The following is a 17,086-nucleotide window of genomic DNA, read 5'->3' on the forward strand; positions in this document are numbered from 1 at the left end:
AGGGTGAGACAAAACTTGTCCCAGCCCTTAATGATAATTATACAAACATTTGCGTAATATTGTGAATCAAAAGTTGGAATCGGAACTATCAGAATTCAACCCCAACTCCAACTAGATAAGATAATCACATCATTACATTAAGCAGCAGTCTGGTACTGTAATTAATCAAGAATTTCAGTAACCACGCCAGCGCCAACAGTCCGGCCACCTTCACGGACAGTAAACTTAGTTCCCTTTTCAATCGCAACCGGTGAGATTAAATCAACTTCAAATGTTACATTATCACCTGGCATAACCATTTCAACACCATCAGGCAATTCAATAACACCAGTAACATCAGTTGTGTGGAAGTAGAATTGAGGACGATAATTGGAGAAGAATGGCGTATGACGTCCACCTTCTTCTTTAGTTAAGATATAAACTTCGCCCTTGAATTTGTTGTGAGTTTGAATGGAACCTGGTTTTGCCAAAACTTGACCACGTTCGATTTGATCACGGTTAATACCACGAAGCAAGACACCAACGTTATCGCCAGCTTCACCTAAGTCCAAAGTTTTATGGAACATTTCCAAACCAGTAACAGTTGAATGTTCTACATCGTCTCTTAAACCAACAATATCAACTTCATCACCGATCTTAACTTGTCCACGATCGATACGACCGGAAGCAACAGTTCCACGACCAGTAATAGTGAAGACATCTTCAACTGGCATCAAGAAAGGCTTATCAGTATCACGTACTGGTGTTGGAATATATTCATCAATGGTATCTAATAACTGTTCAATGACTTTAACTTGTTCTGGATCGCCATCTAAAGCCTTTAAAGCAGAGCCACGGATAACTGGAACATCGTCCCCAGGATAACCATATTCAGATAATAAGTCACGAACTTCCATTTCAACTAAATCAATTAATTCGTCGTCATCAACTAAATCAGTCTTGTTTAAGAAGACTACAATATAGTCAACACCAACTTGTTTAGCTAACAAAATATGTTCCCGAGTTTGCGGCATTGGACCATCAGTAGCAGCTACTACTAAAATGGCACCATCCATTTGCGCTGCACCAGTAATCATATTTTTAATATAGTCAGCATGTCCAGGAGCATCCATATGCGCATAGTGACGTTTTTCAGTCTCATATTCAACATGGGCAGTATTGATAGTAATCCCACGCTCTTTTTCTTCAGGCGCCTTATCAATATCCGCATACTCCTCAGCATGAGCCAAACCCTTATCGGATAAAACTTTTGTAATTGCAGCGGTTAAAGTTGTTTTACCATGGTCAACATGGCCGATAGTACCAATATTTACATGGGGCTTAGTTCTTTCATAATGTTCTTTTTCTGCCATTAAAAGAAACCTCCTATTTGTCATTGTTAATAAGTCGCTTATGCAAAAAAATATAAAGAGCATTGCAAAAGCAACTCTTTATGCAGAAATTATACTACTTTTGGGGACAAAAAACAAAATTATACTCACCAAAAAATATCCACCAAGGTAGTATATAAATCCTTTGAGAAAAAGTAAATAGCTTTTTCCAAATTACTTAAAATTAATTAAATAAATTCAGCAACTCATCAAATTTATTCAACCACATATCTACTTTACCAGCTTTTGCGTCTTTTTCAAGGGTTTGCACCGTTTTTTCAAGACCAAAATGCTGTAAGATCATTTGCAGCCACAATTTAGGTTGCATAATAACAATATCTGTAAATGGATAGAGCAAGGCCGCATACAAAGTGATTTCCGCTTGCAGATCACTAACAAAAGCAGCAGTTAGTTCATTATGATCAGCTAAAAGACTTAACATTTCTGTCAGTGACTTTAAATGAGCAATTAAGGGATATTCCTGCGGTCGAAAGTGACGCTGTTTTCCATAATAATTAATAGTAAAAACTGACTTTTCTTTTAACTTGACTAAATCTTCACATAAACTAGCTTTAATCATGGGATGCAGATAAGGATTATCCAACAAAAGTTGCACAGTTTGCAAAAAGTCTTCTCGCGATAAAAAGTGTAAATTAGCTGCGACAGTCACTTGTTGGGTGAGCGGCAAAGTTAAAATTTGCAAAATTTGTTGATAAATTTGTTGTTGCTGCTGAGCATGCGTCTGTGCATATAATTTTTGCTGTTGGATGATCAACTGCTGCAACCGAGCTTTTTCAACTGCATCCTCCCATTGAACTGCTGTCAAAATTTGCCAAGCACTAATAAAATCAGGCCGTGCCAACACCACTTCGATTAATAAGTTAGTATCGGCGATAGTAACTAAATACTGCTCCCAACTATCTTGCAGAATCACAAAAGCCCGTTCGTCAAGATGGGCGTCATGAAGACAATAAACCAATTGGCGGACAATCTCCTTATTATCCGGTTGTAAAGAACAAGCCTGTTCATATAACGAAGCCGCTGCGGAGTATTGTTTTTGTTGCAGGAGCTTGTGTGCACTCTGGAGTAAGTTTTTTACTTGTAAATTTGTCATTTGTGTATTCTTAATCTAGTTAATTTAACATTCAAATAATTCTGAAAACTCTCTAATAAGAATATCGATAAAGATTTTGAGATTTAACTTTTACTACTCTTTTTATTGGTACTATTACGATGGCGATTTTGATTAACTTCCATAATTACCGGTAAAATCATGGGATGACGCTTTGTTTTATTCCACAAAAAGTGATTTAAATCTTCGCGAACATCTTGTTTTAAATGACCCCAATCAAATTCTTTATTGTCTAAATTATTTTGGACAGATTTAATAACAACTTCGGCACTATCATTTAATAACTGGTGATTTTCCCGTAAATAAACAAAACCGCGGGCCGTTACTTTAGGAGGAGCCACAATTTTTTTCTTTTTTCGATCAATAGTTACAACGGCTACAAAAACGCCATCATCAGAAAGTAGTTTCCGATCTCGTAACACAATAGTCCCAATATCACCCACACCCATGCCGTCAATCATGGTGTCCCCAGCAGGCACAGCTGGAGCTAGGTGAAAGGCTTCGTGTTCATAACTTAAAACATCACCATTTTGCAAAATAAAAATGTGGTCCGGTGTTAATCCGGTTTCTTGAGCAATTTGCGAATGCGCAGTTAAAAGTCGATATTCTCCTTGGACCGGAATTAAATTTTGTGGATGCAGTAAATTAATCATGAGTTGTAAATCACTTTTAGAAGCATGACCCGAAGTATATAATCCGGAATCCGATAAGGATTTAATTTCTCCGCCAGCCCGAAAAATTAAATCTCTGGTTTTGGCAACATTAGTTTCCATAGCATGAGATGGAGTGGTAGCTATAAAAACAAAATCACCGGTCTCAATATGATAAAAATGATGCCGACTAGTTGCCATTCTCTGCAAAATTTTAATGGGTTCACCCATTCTGCCGGTTTCAATAATTAGAACCTTATTTTGGGGTAACTTTTCGGCTTCCCGCGCGGAAATTAAAAGATCATCAGCAATATTCAAATAGCCCAACTTAATCACAGCCCGCACAATTTTAGAAGCATCTTGGCCGGTTAAAACTACTTTTCGGCCCACTTTTTGGGCAGCATCAAAGATTTGCTGCATTCTTAAAATATTAGAAACAACTGAAGCAACAATAATTCGCCCTTGTTGACATTCAAAAGTTTCCCAAATATAGGTATAAATATTACGCTCATCAGCAGCTGGATACGGTGATTCTGCATTAGCCGAATCACTTAACAAGGCGACCACTTTTTCTTTACCAATATCAGCCAAACGTTGATAATCTGCCTGGTACATCGGTGTAGCTGATTGATCAAATTTAAAATCACCAGTATAAACAACCTGCCCTACCGGAGTTTTAATCACAATACCTAAAGAATCAGGAATAGAATGGGTTGTCTTGAAAAATGAAACACTTAAATTATCAAAATCAATTGCCGTTTGAGCATCAATAACTTGAAAATCGTTAAACTTGCGGCTGCGCTTATCATTTCCTACTGTAATCTTAGCCAATTCGATAGTTAATTTGGATCCAAACACAGGAATATCATATTTATCCACTAAATAAGGCAAAGCCCCAATTGCATCAACATGTCCATGAGTTAAAAAGATACCGACAATTTTATCAATATTATCTTCAATATATGTCAAATCCGGAATTACAATATCAATCCCAAATAATTCATTTTCCGGGTATTGCAATCCACAATCCAGAATAACTATTTCATTACCATACTCGACGGCATACATATTTTTGCCGTTTTCCCGCAATCCTCCTAAAGGAATAATATTTAAATTTGCCAAATAATTCACCTTTCTTAAATAAAATTTATCATTAATAGTTCAGAAAACTTTACTGTCATCAATGACAACTAGAAGATATTTGCTCTATTGTAGCACACTTAAAATAAATTGCCCAAGCGAAAGAATAATAAAAAAGAACCGAAACAAAATCATTGTTTCGGTTCTCAGACTTGTTAATTTTAAAATTAACGACGTAAGCCTAAACTCTTAATTAAGTCGCGATAACGATTAATATCTTTATTCCGTAAATAAGCTAATAAGTTCCGCCGATGACCAATCTTCTTTAACAAACCAACATAAGAGTGATGATCTTTTTTGTTAATTTTCAAGTGGTCATTTAAATTATTAATTTCGTAAGTTAAAATCGCGATTTGAACTTCTGGAGAACCAGTATCACCGGTTTTACGTCCATATTTAGTAATTAATTCTTGCTTCTCAGCTTTAGTAATTGCCATTATTATCCACCTTTTTTATTTTTATTCAGCTAAACAGAGCCTGCGTCGGTGACACGACAAACTTTGCCTAGCTAATACAGTTAATAATATACCGAAGTTTAATTAATAAATCAAGTCCAAGCATGTTGCAAAACTAATAATCTTCGAGTATAATTTTGTAGTATTGAGTATGGGTACGGAGGTGATAAAATGCCACAAATTAAATCAGCTATAAAACGAGTTCGTCAGTCCGAAAAAATTAATGCACGCAAATCTACCCAGAGAAGTGCTATGCGCTCAGCTATTAAAAAATTTGAAAAAGCTGCTGCTAACAATGATCCACAAACTCAAGATTTATATAAGCAGGCCACACGTGCAATTGATATGGGTAAAAGTAAGGGCTTGATTAAACAAAACAAAGCTGCTCGTGACAAGTCGCGTTTAGCTTCTAAGATTAATAACTAAAAAGCTAGCTTAATAAAACCAAAAAATTCCAAAAGTTTGAACTTTTGGAATTTTTTATTGGCCAATTTTTTGGGTAAACCGAATCATAAATAATTCAAAAAGATATTCCTTATCACCCTGCCCCGACTTCATTTGATAATCCATTTCAAATAATTCGGTTAGGGCCTGCTTTAACTTAGCCAGGGAAAATTCTTTCTCATTTTGAATGGCTAACTTAATGCGATAGGGATGCACCTGTAAATAATTAGCCAGTTTTCCGGCAGACATTCCCTGCGCTGTTAAAATTTTAACCTGCAGCAACAATCTCAGTTGGCTAATAGCCAAAGCTGTTAAGGCAATGGGATCATTTTTTAAAAGTAATAACTGTTGATAATAAATTTCAGCCTGCCGTAAATTACCCTTTAATAAAGCATTTAGCAGATCAAAAACATTATCATCCAAAGTTTGCGGCACAAGACTCGTGACGGCTTCGAGAGTAATATGATGTTGATCCATGGCAAAAATATAAAGTTTAGCCAACTGCGAAATTATTAACGTATAATCATTATTACACCGTTGCACCAGCTGTTTTAAGGCGGCATCTGTAATTGTGAAACCAGCGGCTTTAATCTGTTGTTGGATCGTAGTTAGGGTCTTTTGATAACTTAGTTTAGCAGTATCAATAGTAATAGCCGCTTTTTCTACTAACTTAGTGATTTTTTTGCGTCGATCCAACTTGTCATAAGGAGCAAAAATAACCAAAACTGTTGTCTCTTGTGGATGTTTTAAATAATCAATAAACACATTGAGGTCTTGTTCAATTTTCAAGCTGGACTTATTAGCCTGCAAAAAATATGGATGCGTTAAAAAAATTAATCTTTTGTTACCAAAAAAGGGCAACGAATTTGCTTCTCCCACCGCCTCGGAAATATCATTTTGTTCTAAATCAAACTCCGCAAAATTCATTGCCGCTTCTTCAGGAGCTAAAATTTTCATAAAGGCTTGCCGAGCTTGATCTTGAAGCTGTAATTCTGAGCCTGCTACCAGATATAGCGGCGCTACTTGTTGGCTTAAAGCCGTCGCCAATTCTTGAACTTTCATTTTATCTTTTCCTTTGAAAATAATTGCCATTGTGGTTTGTGCCAGTTACTATATCGCCAAGTCAACATTCCGTGTTCAGCTGTACTGAGAGCTTTAATTTGTAATTTTTTAAGAGTAGCCATGGTTTCCGGACTCGGATGTCCATAACGATTATGACGACCCGCTGAAATAAGGACTAGTTTAGGCTGAATCATTTTTAAAAATTGGGGATTACTGGCCGTTTTACTACCATGGTGCCCCGCCTTGAAAAAATCAATCAGGCAAGGCCGCTTAAATAATTTTAACTCATTAGCTTGATTTAAGTCACCTGTAAAGAGCCATTTAATATTTTGAATTGTAACTAATAAACTTAAAGAATCTTCATTAGTACCAGTAGATAAATGTCGCGGCCAAAGTACCTTAATTTTGAATTGAGGTGTGATGATGATTTCATCATTGAGATGTAATCGACAAAATTGGACTCTTTTTCTAAATGGATTAAGTTGTCTATTGACCGCGGCATTATTTTGCATGCCATCCGCAAAACAAACACGACGTACAGGAAATTTTTTTAATAAAACTTGCAAATCTCCAATATGGTCTGCATCTTGATGACTTAAAAATACATAATCCAGATGATCAATACCTTGATATTTTAAGTAGGGAATCGTTATTTGTTCCACTCTGTTACTAGAACTATGATAGCGTCCAAATCTTAATTTGCCGCCTGTATCAATTAAACAAGTTTTACGCCTAAAAGGTGTCGTTAATAATATACTATCACCTTGTCCAATATCAATTAGGGTTACTTGCCCTGTACTGGGAAAATGATTTCCCACCATTACAAGACAATATCCCAAAAGTAATAAGGTGTACCAGTACTTAGAATGAGAAGAATTAGAAACTACTATTAAAGTAATAATTACAAAAATCATTGCTACCATCACAGGCAAATGTCCCACTATCAGTTGGGTTTTATTACAATCTGCTAAAGCCGTAACGGGAGCATAGATAATATCAAAAAAACTTTCTAAAATTTGCAGCAACTGCGTACTTTTCTTTATCAATAAACTCAAAAAAGTAAGCGGAATAATTAAATGTTCAAAAAGAGGTGTTAAAAATATATTAGCTGCAAAAGTTAACCAACCAAAACTATAAGTATGAAAAATAAGTACCGGAGCACTCAAAAAATTAATTAACAGTGAACGCTGCCAAGCTTTATTTACCCGAATAACAATTAGACCATATGATAATAAGTAACTTAGCTGTCCCGCTAAAGAAAATAACACGTACGGTTCAAACAATGTTTGTCCTAATAAAACCAGTGCAAAGCGATCATGCCGTGATATTGGCCAGTGAAAATGACTTTGAATAATTTGAACCATTTGCAAACCACAGGCTCGCCAAACTCCCACTCCAGATCCAGCAATCACAGCAAACATTGGCAGAAGGAAAAACAAAACCAACTGCACCGACTCTTCGGGAATACGTAAAAAAGAAGTCAATTTGATAAGGATTCGTACTAATAAGTAAACATGAAGACCAGAAATGCTAAAAATATGAATTATTCCTAAATTTGTTAAACCGGCTCTTAAGTCCACCTCGCTTGTATCAAAATCTCCCAGTAAAAGACTACAGGCATTGATTCTCAACCAGTGGGGTAACTGTTGAAAAGATCGTAACCAGCAATAGCGCAGCAAATGGAGGTAGTCGAGTAAAGTTTTCCTTGACAGCATTGGCGTTATTGTCATTTTGGGGGCTGTTGCCCGATAATAAATATTTTGTTGTTGATAGTATTTTCGAAAATCGAACTCTCCTTGATTAGTCGCAGGAGCAATCCGCTGCCATTGCCAGTCCCCTTTAATTTTGAGAACTTGTGCCGGTATATTTTTCTTCTTAGTTATAGAAGAACCAAAAAGAACCTTTTGGCCATTACTTAAAGTTCCCGTTCCAGAAATCCAGCCCGGTTTTTGCTTAATTTGATCCGGATAAACAATAATTTCTTTATTATGAGGCAAAGTCAGCTGCGGCTTTTGTCCTAAATAAAATCCAACCCCTATTAACAGCAGCATCTCCAGTAAAACGAAGTAGCGTTGATTTTGCCAAACCGTGAGGACTAATAACGCTAATAGTATTAACCACGGCCAAGAGAAAGAATTAACTAAAATTGCCAGTGTCAATTGCAAGGCAAGCACCGGAAAAATGTACCAACCCCGGTTATCAAACTGTGAGCTGCGATTTAATTTTAGCAAAAGTCTTCTCACCGATACCCTGCACCTCGGTTAAATCTTCAATTTTAGAAAAACTGCCCTTTTCTTGACGATATTGAATAATCAATTCAGCTTTTTTTGGACCTACTCCGGGCAAATTTTGTAATTCAGTAACATCGGCAGTATTTAAGTTAATCGTTTTGGTGTCGGCTGGGGAACTGTCGGTATTGGCAGAAGTAGTCTGAGCCGTATTGGATGCTGTTGAACTATTATTTTTATCCGGAACAAAAACTTGGCTTTGATCATGCAATTTTTGAGCTTGATTAATTGCACTTGTATCAGCTTGTTCAGTCAAACCACCGGCATGCTGGATGGCATCATAGACTCTGGCTGTCGTCAACAAGCGATAAACTCCCGGTTTATTAACCGCACCTTCAACATCGACAATTAACCATTTACTAGTGGCCGTTTTTGTCGGTTTAGAAGCTGATTTTTGTGCAGTTTTAGAAGAATTGACAGTCAGATCATCATTATTCACTGAAGGAGCCGGCCATAGTTGCCACAGAGCCAAGATTGTTACCAGTATTACCAGACTAACCAGCTTAATATGTTCTTTTAACCATTGCCAAATTTGCTTCATTTTTATCACCCATTTATAATTACCAAAAAACACACCAATTATTGGTGTGTTTTTAAATAATTATAGGCATCATCAAGGCTCTTAACAGGCACAATTTTCATTTTAGTGTTTAAACGAGCAGCGGCCTTTTTAGCAATTGTATAATTATTTTCATAATGGGGATCTACTTTTAAAATCTTCTTGGTCACGCGATCATTTGGTGCAAAGAAAATCTGCGCATGTTCGCGATTAGCCGCGTAGACTTTTTTGTCAATACCACCAATTGGCCCCACTTTACCTTGAGAATTAATTGTACCCGTTCCGGCAATTTTACGGCCCCTTGTTAGATTCTGCTTAGTTAATTGTGAATAAATCTGTAAACTAAACATTAAACCGGCCGAAGGACCGCCAATATCACCTGCATTAATTGCTACCTTCGGGGTAGTCCGAATTCTAACATGATCAACTAAACTAATTCCTAAACCAGGACGTCGCGGATGAGTCATTGCCATGAGCTTCTGTTTCGTTTGATGGGTTTTACCGTGGCGCTGATATTTCACAGTTACTAATTGGTTAACCTTTTGGGCTTTAACATATTTAATAAAGGCTTGCGAACTGGAAAAGCGATGACCGTCAATTTCTGAAACAGTATCTCCTACCTGCAAATGGCCCTTAAAATGAGAATTTTTGAGAAAAGACATGACATAAATACCTAAATATTCTTTAGTATAAGAGCGGTGTGCTTTCTTAAAAGCGGCTTCGATGGCACTATTGCTGGCATTTTCCATAAAATAGTTTTGCATTTGTAAATACTCTTTGGTATTATCACCAGCCATAACTTCCTGTCGGGGTTCAATGTCATGAAAAGGAGTACAAGCAGCCCAGATCAGCGATAAAGGTGTTGCCGAAGATAATTCAACTGTAGTAAATAAAAATTTACCTGCCCGTTGATCATGATGCTGATTGACAGTAATACTATCAGCAGTAGGCTGCGCAGACCCGGGCGACTCAATAAAAAACGGCAAAGGTAAAAATAAAGCCACCAACAACACAAGAATACTAACTATTACTATTAATTTGCGATGCTTTTTCATAGATTCTTCCCTAATTTTTGATGTAAGGCCACTGCTACAGGTTGAGGTACTAAATCTGTAATTTGACCGCCATATTTAGCTACTTCTTTAATCATACTAGAAGCTATAAACATATATTCCGGTTTGGCCGTTAAGTAAACTGTTTCCAAATCAGAAGCCTGGAGGCTATTAATCTGTTGCATAGAGATCTCATAATTCCAGTCCGCAGTCGTTCGTATCCCCCGTACTAAAAAATGAGCTCCTAACTCTTTTGCTACCTCAGCTACTAATTTATCCGCAGCCACTTTAACTTGAATATTATCACAAGTTAGTGTTTGTAGCGAAGCTTCCACTAATTCTTTTTTCTCTGCAAAAGTAAATAGATAATTTTTACTAGTATTATTCATCAAAACCACATAGAGCTGATCAAATAAATTACTGGCTCGTTGAATAATATCTAAATGACCATTAGTAATTGGATCAAAACTTCCTGCATAAATACCAATTTTTTTATCAACCATTACTGTTATCACCCTGATATTGCCAAATTTCGATATAAGTTTGTCCATATTGTTTTGCGGCAATTAATAAACAATCATCACGACGCTCAGCTTGTAAACTATAGTCCGTCTCCAATAAAATCAAAGCTTGCGGCCTTAGCAACTTTTGTTCAATAAAAGCTTGAACAATAGCGGGATTAAGGTGCTGCAGATAAGGTGGATCTAAAAACAGTAAATCAAATTGAATTTGCTGCTGTTCAAACTGGCGCATAGCCTGCTGATAACTCACAGGCCAAATTGTAAACCGCTCTGGCTCACGAGTCTTTTGGACATTACTTTTAATAACCTTAATAGCTGCACGATTTTTATCAATTAAATAGACTTGGGCCAGTCCACGCGAAACCGCCTCAATGCCCAAAGCCCCACTACCGGCAAACAAATCTACTCCCACCATTGAAGGTGATAAATAAGGATTTAACATATCAAACATTGCTTCCTTAACCTTGGCGGCAGTAGGCCTGGTAGTACGACCTGTAATAGTTTTTAAGGCCAAGCCCCGCATTTTACCCGCAATTACTCGCATTGATGATTCTCCATATTACTTATATTATGCAAATTAGCAATCTGTTCTTCACTGTAATCCGTTTTTAAATCTTGCCGTGGTGATAACTCCACATCTTTCACAAAAGCCAGTTGCGCAATTTGGGCCATTTTTTCTTCCGCTTGCGCACTGTTAACATACATAATAACGTATTTCATTTTAAAAGAAACATAAATGATGGTTCCAAAACGGCGTAATTTTTTACATAAACGTCCATTGGTTAACCAAACTATTATTTCTTGACGTGCCGTCAACTCCATAAAATTGCTCTTCCTTTTTAACTTAAATGTTCAAATTTACGTAAATTAACCGATACATTCAAGGCAATACCAATACAACAGGATAAAACCAGTATACTGGAACCGCCATAACTAATAAAGGGTAAGGTAACACCCGTGATGGGTAGAATTCCGAGTACTCCTCCAACATTAAAAAAGGTTTGAACAAATAAAATAGCCGCTATTCCATAATTTAATAACGAAAAATAAACCTTTTTAGTCCGTAAACCCAGATATACAATTCGAGCAATCAGAATAAATAACAGGCCCAAAACAATGATTACTCCGACCACACCTAATTCCTCACTAGTTATTGCTAAAATAAAATCAGTATATGGCTCTGGCAAATAACCTAATTTTTGAATGCTGTTACCTAATCCTCGTCCTAATAAGCCACCATTATTAATGGCATAGTAGGAATTAACTAATTGTGATCCTCCTGTTTTTTCTAATTGAAAAGGATGGTAAAAAGCTAAAAGCCGCTGCATTTGGTAAGTTGAAACAACCCCGCCCGTTAAAGCTTGGTGCTTAAACCAAAAATAACCACCAACAAAAACAGATAACAAGACTAGAACAGTCCCAAAAGCATATTTTAGTTCCATTCCTGAAGCAAAGGACATTAATAACATAATGGCCGCCAGAGAAGCAGCTCCCCCTAAATCAGGTTGTTTCAAAGTTAGAATAATAATAAAACTGGTTAAAATTAAGGGCGGCAAAATCTCCTTCATCATTTCTTTAAAGGGCAGTTGCCGAATACGCAGCATCCTTTGACTATAGATTTTAGATAAATATAGAACTAAAGCCAATTTAGCTAATTCCAAGGGTTGAATATTTATCGGTCCTAAAGGGATCCACGCGGCGGCTCCATTCACTGCTATAGAGGGAACAAAATGCTTTAAAACCAACAAAAATATTAACAAACCCATTACGGATAACAAAAAGAACTGGACAAAAAATTTGGTTTGTAAAGCATTAATCTTTAAAAGATAGAAAAAAGCACATAAAAATATCCCCATCACAACAAAAAGTAATTGTCGTTTAAGATAAGTTGTACTTTTCAATCCTTGCAAAACAGCTGCATTGGAACTAGCAGAGTAGACCATGACAATTCCGATAGCAGTTAGCAATAAAAATGGAATGAGAATCCAATAATCAATATTTTTTAATTTGATTTTCACTACCAAAACCCCTATCGATTCTATTGGCTTCAATTATAACATTCAATTATGAGAATAACATAATCAATGACTAACCAAATTAAGTCGGCACCCAATAATTACTAAGAAACTGGAACAAAAATTGTTCCAGTTTCTTTAATTAATATTATTTACCGGCTTTTCGCTTTTTATCAGCCTTACGCCGTTCATTAGTATTTAAAATTTTCTTTCGTAAGCGAATACTCTGCGGTGTAACTTCACAATATTCTGTCTCATTCAAAAATTCAATTGATTGTTCTAAGGACATTTTCCGAGGAGTTTTAATTGCAGCTGCGTGATCTTTTCCAGAAGCTCTCGTATTAGTCAGGTTTTTACCTTTAGTAACATTCACTGCGATATCTTGATCCCGACTACTTTCGCCCACAATCATGCCTTCATAAACATCTACTCCAGCGCCAATAAACAATTGGCCCCGATCTTCTACTGATTGTAAACTATAAGTTGTTGATGAACCCTGATTAATGGAAACTAAGGCTCCCGAGCGCCGTCCCGGTTCCCAATTTTTAATTACTGGCAAATACTGTTCAAAAGTATGATTCATAATCCCATAGCCACCAGTTTGGGACATAAATTCTGAAGAATAACCGATTAAGCCACGTGAAGGTGTTAAAAATACTAAGCGAGTTTGTCCATTGCCAGTACTTTCCATATTTTTCATTTCACCTTTACGCTGAGCCATTGAATCAATAATTGCTCCGACATACTCATCCGGAGTATCAATCTGAACCGATTCAAAAGGCTCACAGGTTTTGCCATCAATTTCTTTATAAATAACCTCAGGTCTTGATAATTGCAACTCAAAACCTTCACGGCGCATTTCTTCAACTAAAATAGATAGGTGCAATTCGCCACGACCGGAAACAATCCAAGCTCCAGCTACTCCAGCATCTTCAACCCGCAAAGAAACGTCAGTCTGTAATTGTTCTTCCAAGCGATCCTCAATCTTACGTGCCGTAACTTTATCACCTTCACGTCCCGCAAAAGGTGAATCATTTTGTAAAAATGTCATTCGTAAAGTTGGCGGATCTATTCTTAAGATTGGCAGGGCCTCAGGATGGTCAATCGGTGCTACCGTTTCTCCCACAAAAATATCTTCCATTCCGGATAATCCAATCAGATCACCGGCTTTAGCTTCTTGAATTTCTACTCGTTTCAAGCCAAAGAAACCAAACATTTTGGTAACTCGAAAATTCTGTTTACTGCCGTCTAATTTTAATACTGAAACCTGATCGCCGATTTTTATCTTACCGCGAAAAACTCGTCCAATTCCGATACGACCAACATAATCATTGTAATCCAGCATCGCCACCTGAAATTGAAGCGGTTCATCACTATTATCAATTGGTGCAGGAATAGTTTTAATGATTGTATCAAAAATTGGGTCCATTGTATGTTCTTGAGTCGCTGGATCTTCATCATAACTGGAAGTCCCATTCACAGCTGAAGCAAATACTACAGGAAAATCTAATTGGTCTTCATCAGCACCTAAATCAATAAACAAATTTAAAACTTCATCGACTACTTCTGCTGGTCGAGCCCCGCTACGGTCAATCTTATTAATAACCACAATCGGGGTTAAATGTTGTTCCAAAGCCTTTTTTAACACAAAACGGGTTTGCGGCATGGTACCTTCATAAGCATCAACCACCAGTAAGACACCATCAACCATCTTCATAATACGTTCTACTTCGCCACCAAAATCAGCGTGTCCTGGAGTATCCAAAATATTAATTTTAGTTCCTTTATAGTCCACAGCGGTATTCTTGGATAAAATAGTAATTCCACGTTCTTTTTCGATGGCATTTGAATCTAATGCACGATCACTAATCTCCATATGTTCAGGAAGAGTATCAGATTGTTTTAAAAGTTCATTAACTAATGTAGTTTTACCATGATCAACGTGTGCTATAATGGCAATATTACGAATATCTTCTCTTCTTTTCAATGTTTTGCTTCCTTCCGTACAATTCTTGTCAGTCCTGTATTTGTGTATAAAAAAGCTGTGATTGGTTGCAATCACAGCTTTTTAAACTCTGGAAAGCACATCCAGCGCCTGTTGTGTAGCGCACCTCGTTCCGACAATTACAAGTTGTGATTTTATCATATTTAGGGGCTTGGAGTCAATAGTTGTAACATCTATTCCTAAACATTGACCAATGGCTCTTCCAGCAGCCAAGTCCCATGGCTTAAATTTACCGATATACAAATATTCTTTACCGGTCAATAAACGTGTAAAAACAATTCCGGCACTACCAAAAATACGCAGGCCACTACTTTGGCGAACCAAATTTTGATATTTAGGCATTTCATTTTGTAATAAATAATTGCTGACAGTAATTAAAGCTTCTGCTAAAGGTACATCAGCAAGCGGCATTAATTTTTTTCCATCAACAAAAGCCCCAATTTGCGGTCCTCCATAATAGATTTGATTCTGCATCACATCTACAATTGCCCCAAAAATTGGTTTTCCGTCTTCATAAACGCCAATCATTGAAGCAAATTGATCATGGCATTTAACAAAATTCATAGTTCCATCAATAGGATCCACAAAAAAAACCAATCCTGCCAGGTTAACCGGATTATTTCCCAATCCTTCCTCACTAATTATTTGTGCCTGAGGATATTTGTCCCGCAAAAAGGTAACGATTTCTTTCTCAATTTGAAGATCTCGATCTGTAACTAAATCATTACGATTAGTTTTCGTATTTACATAAGCAAAATTGGGATTAGAATACAACTGTGTTTTTATTTGATTCAAAATTGTTAAAATTTGTTTTTGAATATCCAGAACATCTGCCATAGTATTAAACCCTTAATCTATTGAATAATTTCCAGCATTCCTATTTTATTATAGCTTGAAATAAGCGCTAAGAACAAAAAAATCGACGATTTACGTCGATTTTTCTTTAGTTCTTAATTAGACAGTTGATTTTAGACATTGGTTGGATAACCTATCAAAATATCTGCTGCTTCTTGAACAGGTTCACCCAAAGTTGGATGTGGATGAATAGTTAAGGCAATATCTTCTTCATTTAGTTGACAATTGACAGCCAAGCTAATTTCAGAAATCAAGTCACTAGCACTTGGTCCAATAATTTGACCACCTAAAACAGTTCCAGTCTTTTTATCAGAAATCAACTTAACAAATCCATCAGTACTATCCAATGAAACTGCACGTGCATTACCTGCAAATGGGAATTTAGCTACTTTGACATCTAATTTTTGGTTTTTAGCCTCAGTTTCGGTTAAACCAACACTGGCCATTTCGGGATCCGTAAAGCAAACAGCTGGCACACCAATATAATCATTAGCGGTATTTTTACCAGAAATTGCTCCAGCCGCAGTTTTACCTTCAAAGAAAGCCTTATGTGCAAGTGCAGGGCCAGCAGTAATATCACCAACTGCATAAATATTACTTACAGAAGTCCGACCTTGTTCATCAACTTCTACTAAACCACGATCAGTCAATTTGACATCAGTCATCTCTAAACCAAAAGTATCAGTATTAGGCTTACGACCAACGGAAACCATTACATAATCAGCTTTTATAGTAGTTGATTTACCATCAACTTCATAGGTGACCTCAACATTATCACCATTATCTTTGGCACTTTTTGCCATCGCGTTAGTGACAATATCAATACCCTTTTTCTTTAAGTGCTTAACTACTACTGATACCATAGTTTTCTCAAAGTTTGGAATAATCTGCGAAGTACCTTCCAAAATAGTAACATGAGTTCCTAAATCGGCAAAAGCACCTGCAAGTTCAGTACCAATATAACCGCCACCAACAATTACTAATTCTTTTGGTAATTCTTTAATATTTAATAAGCCAGTCGAATCAATTACCCGACCACCAAATTTAAAACCATTAATTTCAATTGGACGACTACCCGTAGCAATAATTAAATTCTTAAAGTGAATAGTTTGACCGCCACCGTTATCCATAAATTGACGCGGACCTGGATCCATCACCCGAAGTTGATTATTATTATCCAAGAATGCTTCACCACGAATAACTTCTACTTTGTGCTTCTTAAAGAGCATTTTGACACCATTAGTCATTCTTTGAACAACCTTAGTATTCTTCCACTCTTGTAATTTATCGAAGTCCAAAGAAGCATCACCAGATGTAATACCATAAGTTTCCGCGTGTTGAGCATTCTGGAAACGATGGCCTGCTTGAATTAAAGCCTTTGATGGAACACAACCAACATTCAAGCATACACCGCCAAGACTGTCATCCTTTTCAATAACAGTAACTTTTTGACCTAATTCTGCAGCTCTAATTGCAGCTACATATCCGCCAGGTCCAGCACCAATAATCACAGTATCTTTTTCTTCAACATCAGCCAT

At 36.7% G+C, this 17,086-nt stretch carries 16 protein-coding genes; 1 reads left to right on the forward strand and 15 read right to left on the reverse strand.

The window, feature by feature from the left end:
• Positions 1-161 precede the first annotated feature (161 nt).
• The 4 genes from tuf to rpsO all read right to left on the reverse strand — a co-directional run bounded on the left by tuf (position 162) and on the right by rpsO (position 4,729).
• Positions 162-1,352, reverse strand: coding sequence for an elongation factor Tu (gene tuf, locus JG29_RS04910; protein WP_045922850.1), 1,191 nt, complete (start codon positions 1,350-1,352; stop codon positions 162-164).
• 202 nt (positions 1,353-1,554) lie between these two features.
• A complete protein-coding gene (locus tag JG29_RS04915; protein WP_045922851.1) occupies positions 1,555-2,484 on the reverse strand; it encodes a tetratricopeptide repeat protein in 930 nt (309 codons plus the stop codon).
• Between the two features lie 83 nt (positions 2,485-2,567).
• Positions 2,568-4,274, reverse strand: a complete 1,707-nt coding sequence (locus tag JG29_RS04920; RefSeq protein ID WP_045922852.1) for a ribonuclease J — start codon at positions 4,272-4,274, stop codon at positions 2,568-2,570.
• 185 nt (positions 4,275-4,459) lie between these two features.
• Positions 4,460-4,729, reverse strand: a complete 270-nt coding sequence (gene rpsO, locus JG29_RS04925) for a 30S ribosomal protein S15 (protein WP_045922853.1) — start codon at positions 4,727-4,729, stop codon at positions 4,460-4,462.
• A gap of 189 nt (positions 4,730-4,918) precedes the next feature.
• Between rpsO and rpsT the strand changes: the two genes are divergently transcribed.
• Positions 4,919-5,173 (forward strand): 30S ribosomal protein S20, encoded by a 255-nt coding sequence (gene rpsT, locus JG29_RS04930; protein WP_045922854.1) that lies wholly within the window; start codon positions 4,919-4,921, stop codon positions 5,171-5,173.
• A gap of 54 nt (positions 5,174-5,227) precedes the next feature.
• Here the strand turns inward: rpsT and holA are convergent, their stop codons facing one another.
• The 11 genes from holA to lpdA form a co-directional block, all read right to left on the reverse strand.
• The gene (gene holA / locus JG29_RS04935) at positions 5,228-6,253 is read right to left on the reverse strand and encodes a DNA polymerase III subunit delta (protein ID WP_045922855.1); all 1,026 of its coding nucleotides are present in this window, start codon (positions 6,251-6,253) and stop codon (positions 5,228-5,230) included.
• On the reverse strand, positions 6,250-8,412 hold the full coding sequence (locus JG29_RS04940; RefSeq protein WP_156961629.1) for a DNA internalization-related competence protein ComEC/Rec2: 2,163 nt from the start codon (positions 8,410-8,412) through the stop codon (positions 6,250-6,252). Before JG29_RS04940 ends, holA begins: the two co-directional genes overlap by 4 nt.
• Before the next feature lie 40 nt (positions 8,413-8,452).
• Positions 8,453-9,082 carry a helix-hairpin-helix domain-containing protein gene (locus JG29_RS04945; protein WP_045922857.1) on the reverse strand — a complete coding sequence of 210 codons (630 nt, stop codon included), beginning with the start codon at positions 9,080-9,082 and terminating at the stop codon, positions 8,453-8,455.
• Positions 9,083-9,120: 38 nt separating this feature from the next.
• Complete coding sequence (locus JG29_RS04950; protein ID WP_045922858.1) at positions 9,121-10,155, reverse strand: SepM family pheromone-processing serine protease; 1,035 nt, start codon at positions 10,153-10,155, stop codon at positions 9,121-9,123.
• Positions 10,152-10,655, reverse strand: coding sequence for a pantetheine-phosphate adenylyltransferase (gene coaD, locus JG29_RS04955; protein WP_045922859.1), 504 nt, complete (start codon positions 10,653-10,655; stop codon positions 10,152-10,154). Before coaD ends, JG29_RS04950 begins: the two co-directional genes overlap by 4 nt.
• Entirely contained in the window at positions 10,648-11,217 is a 570-nt protein-coding gene (gene rsmD, locus JG29_RS04960; protein WP_045922860.1) for a 16S rRNA (guanine(966)-N(2))-methyltransferase RsmD, read from the reverse strand. The genes coaD and rsmD overlap by 8 nt, the downstream gene beginning before the upstream one ends.
• Positions 11,208-11,495, reverse strand: a complete 288-nt coding sequence (locus JG29_RS04965; protein ID WP_045922861.1) for a YlbG family protein — start codon at positions 11,493-11,495, stop codon at positions 11,208-11,210. Before JG29_RS04965 ends, rsmD begins: the two co-directional genes overlap by 10 nt.
• Positions 11,496-11,512: 17 nt before the next feature.
• Entirely contained in the window at positions 11,513-12,691 is a 1,179-nt protein-coding gene (locus JG29_RS04970) for an FtsW/RodA/SpoVE family cell cycle protein (protein ID WP_045922862.1), read from the reverse strand.
• Between the two features lie 145 nt (positions 12,692-12,836).
• Positions 12,837-14,675, reverse strand: coding sequence for a translational GTPase TypA (typA, locus tag JG29_RS04975; protein WP_045922863.1), 1,839 nt, complete (start codon positions 14,673-14,675; stop codon positions 12,837-12,839).
• 81 nt (positions 14,676-14,756) lie between these two features.
• Positions 14,757-15,530: an inositol monophosphatase family protein gene (locus JG29_RS04980; RefSeq protein WP_045922864.1), complete on the reverse strand. Its 774-nt coding sequence runs from the start codon at positions 15,528-15,530 to the stop codon at positions 14,757-14,759.
• A 131-nt stretch (positions 15,531-15,661) separates the two neighbouring features.
• Positions 15,662-17,086, reverse strand: a complete 1,425-nt coding sequence (gene lpdA / locus JG29_RS04985) for a dihydrolipoyl dehydrogenase (protein WP_045922865.1) — start codon at positions 17,084-17,086, stop codon at positions 15,662-15,664.

It is taken from the genome of Bombilactobacillus mellis, assembly GCF_000967245.1.
Classification (GTDB): Bacteria; Bacillota; Bacilli; order Lactobacillales; family Lactobacillaceae; genus Bombilactobacillus; species Bombilactobacillus mellis.

Excerpts from the sequence above, each read along its gene's own strand:
- lpdA (WP_045922865.1), bottom strand. The coding sequence starts at position 17,086 with ATGGCTGATGTTGAAGAAAAAGATACTGTGATTATTGGTGCTGGACCT.
- JG29_RS04950 (WP_045922858.1), bottom strand. The coding sequence starts at position 10,155 with ATGAAAAAGCATCGCAAATTAATAGTAATAGTTAGTATTCTTGTGTTG.
- holA (WP_045922855.1), bottom strand. The coding sequence starts at position 6,253 with ATGAAAGTTCAAGAATTGGCGACGGCTTTAAGCCAACAAGTAGCGCCG.
- JG29_RS04980 (WP_045922864.1), bottom strand. The coding sequence starts at position 15,530 with ATGGCAGATGTTCTGGATATTCAAAAACAAATTTTAACAATTTTGAAT.
- rpsO (WP_045922853.1), bottom strand. The coding sequence starts at position 4,729 with ATGGCAATTACTAAAGCTGAGAAGCAAGAATTAATTACTAAATATGGA.
- rpsT (WP_045922854.1), top strand. The coding sequence starts at position 4,919 with ATGCCACAAATTAAATCAGCTATAAAACGAGTTCGTCAGTCCGAAAAA.
- JG29_RS04965 (WP_045922861.1), bottom strand. The coding sequence starts at position 11,495 with ATGGAGTTGACGGCACGTCAAGAAATAATAGTTTGGTTAACCAATGGA.
- JG29_RS04915 (WP_045922851.1), bottom strand. The coding sequence starts at position 2,484 with ATGACAAATTTACAAGTAAAAAACTTACTCCAGAGTGCACACAAGCTC.
- rsmD (WP_045922860.1), bottom strand. The coding sequence starts at position 11,217 with ATGCGAGTAATTGCGGGTAAAATGCGGGGCTTGGCCTTAAAAACTATT.
- coaD (WP_045922859.1), bottom strand. The coding sequence starts at position 10,655 with ATGGTTGATAAAAAAATTGGTATTTATGCAGGAAGTTTTGATCCAATT.
- tuf (WP_045922850.1), bottom strand. The coding sequence starts at position 1,352 with ATGGCAGAAAAAGAACATTATGAAAGAACTAAGCCCCATGTAAATATT.
- JG29_RS04945 (WP_045922857.1), bottom strand. The coding sequence starts at position 9,082 with ATGAAGCAAATTTGGCAATGGTTAAAAGAACATATTAAGCTGGTTAGT.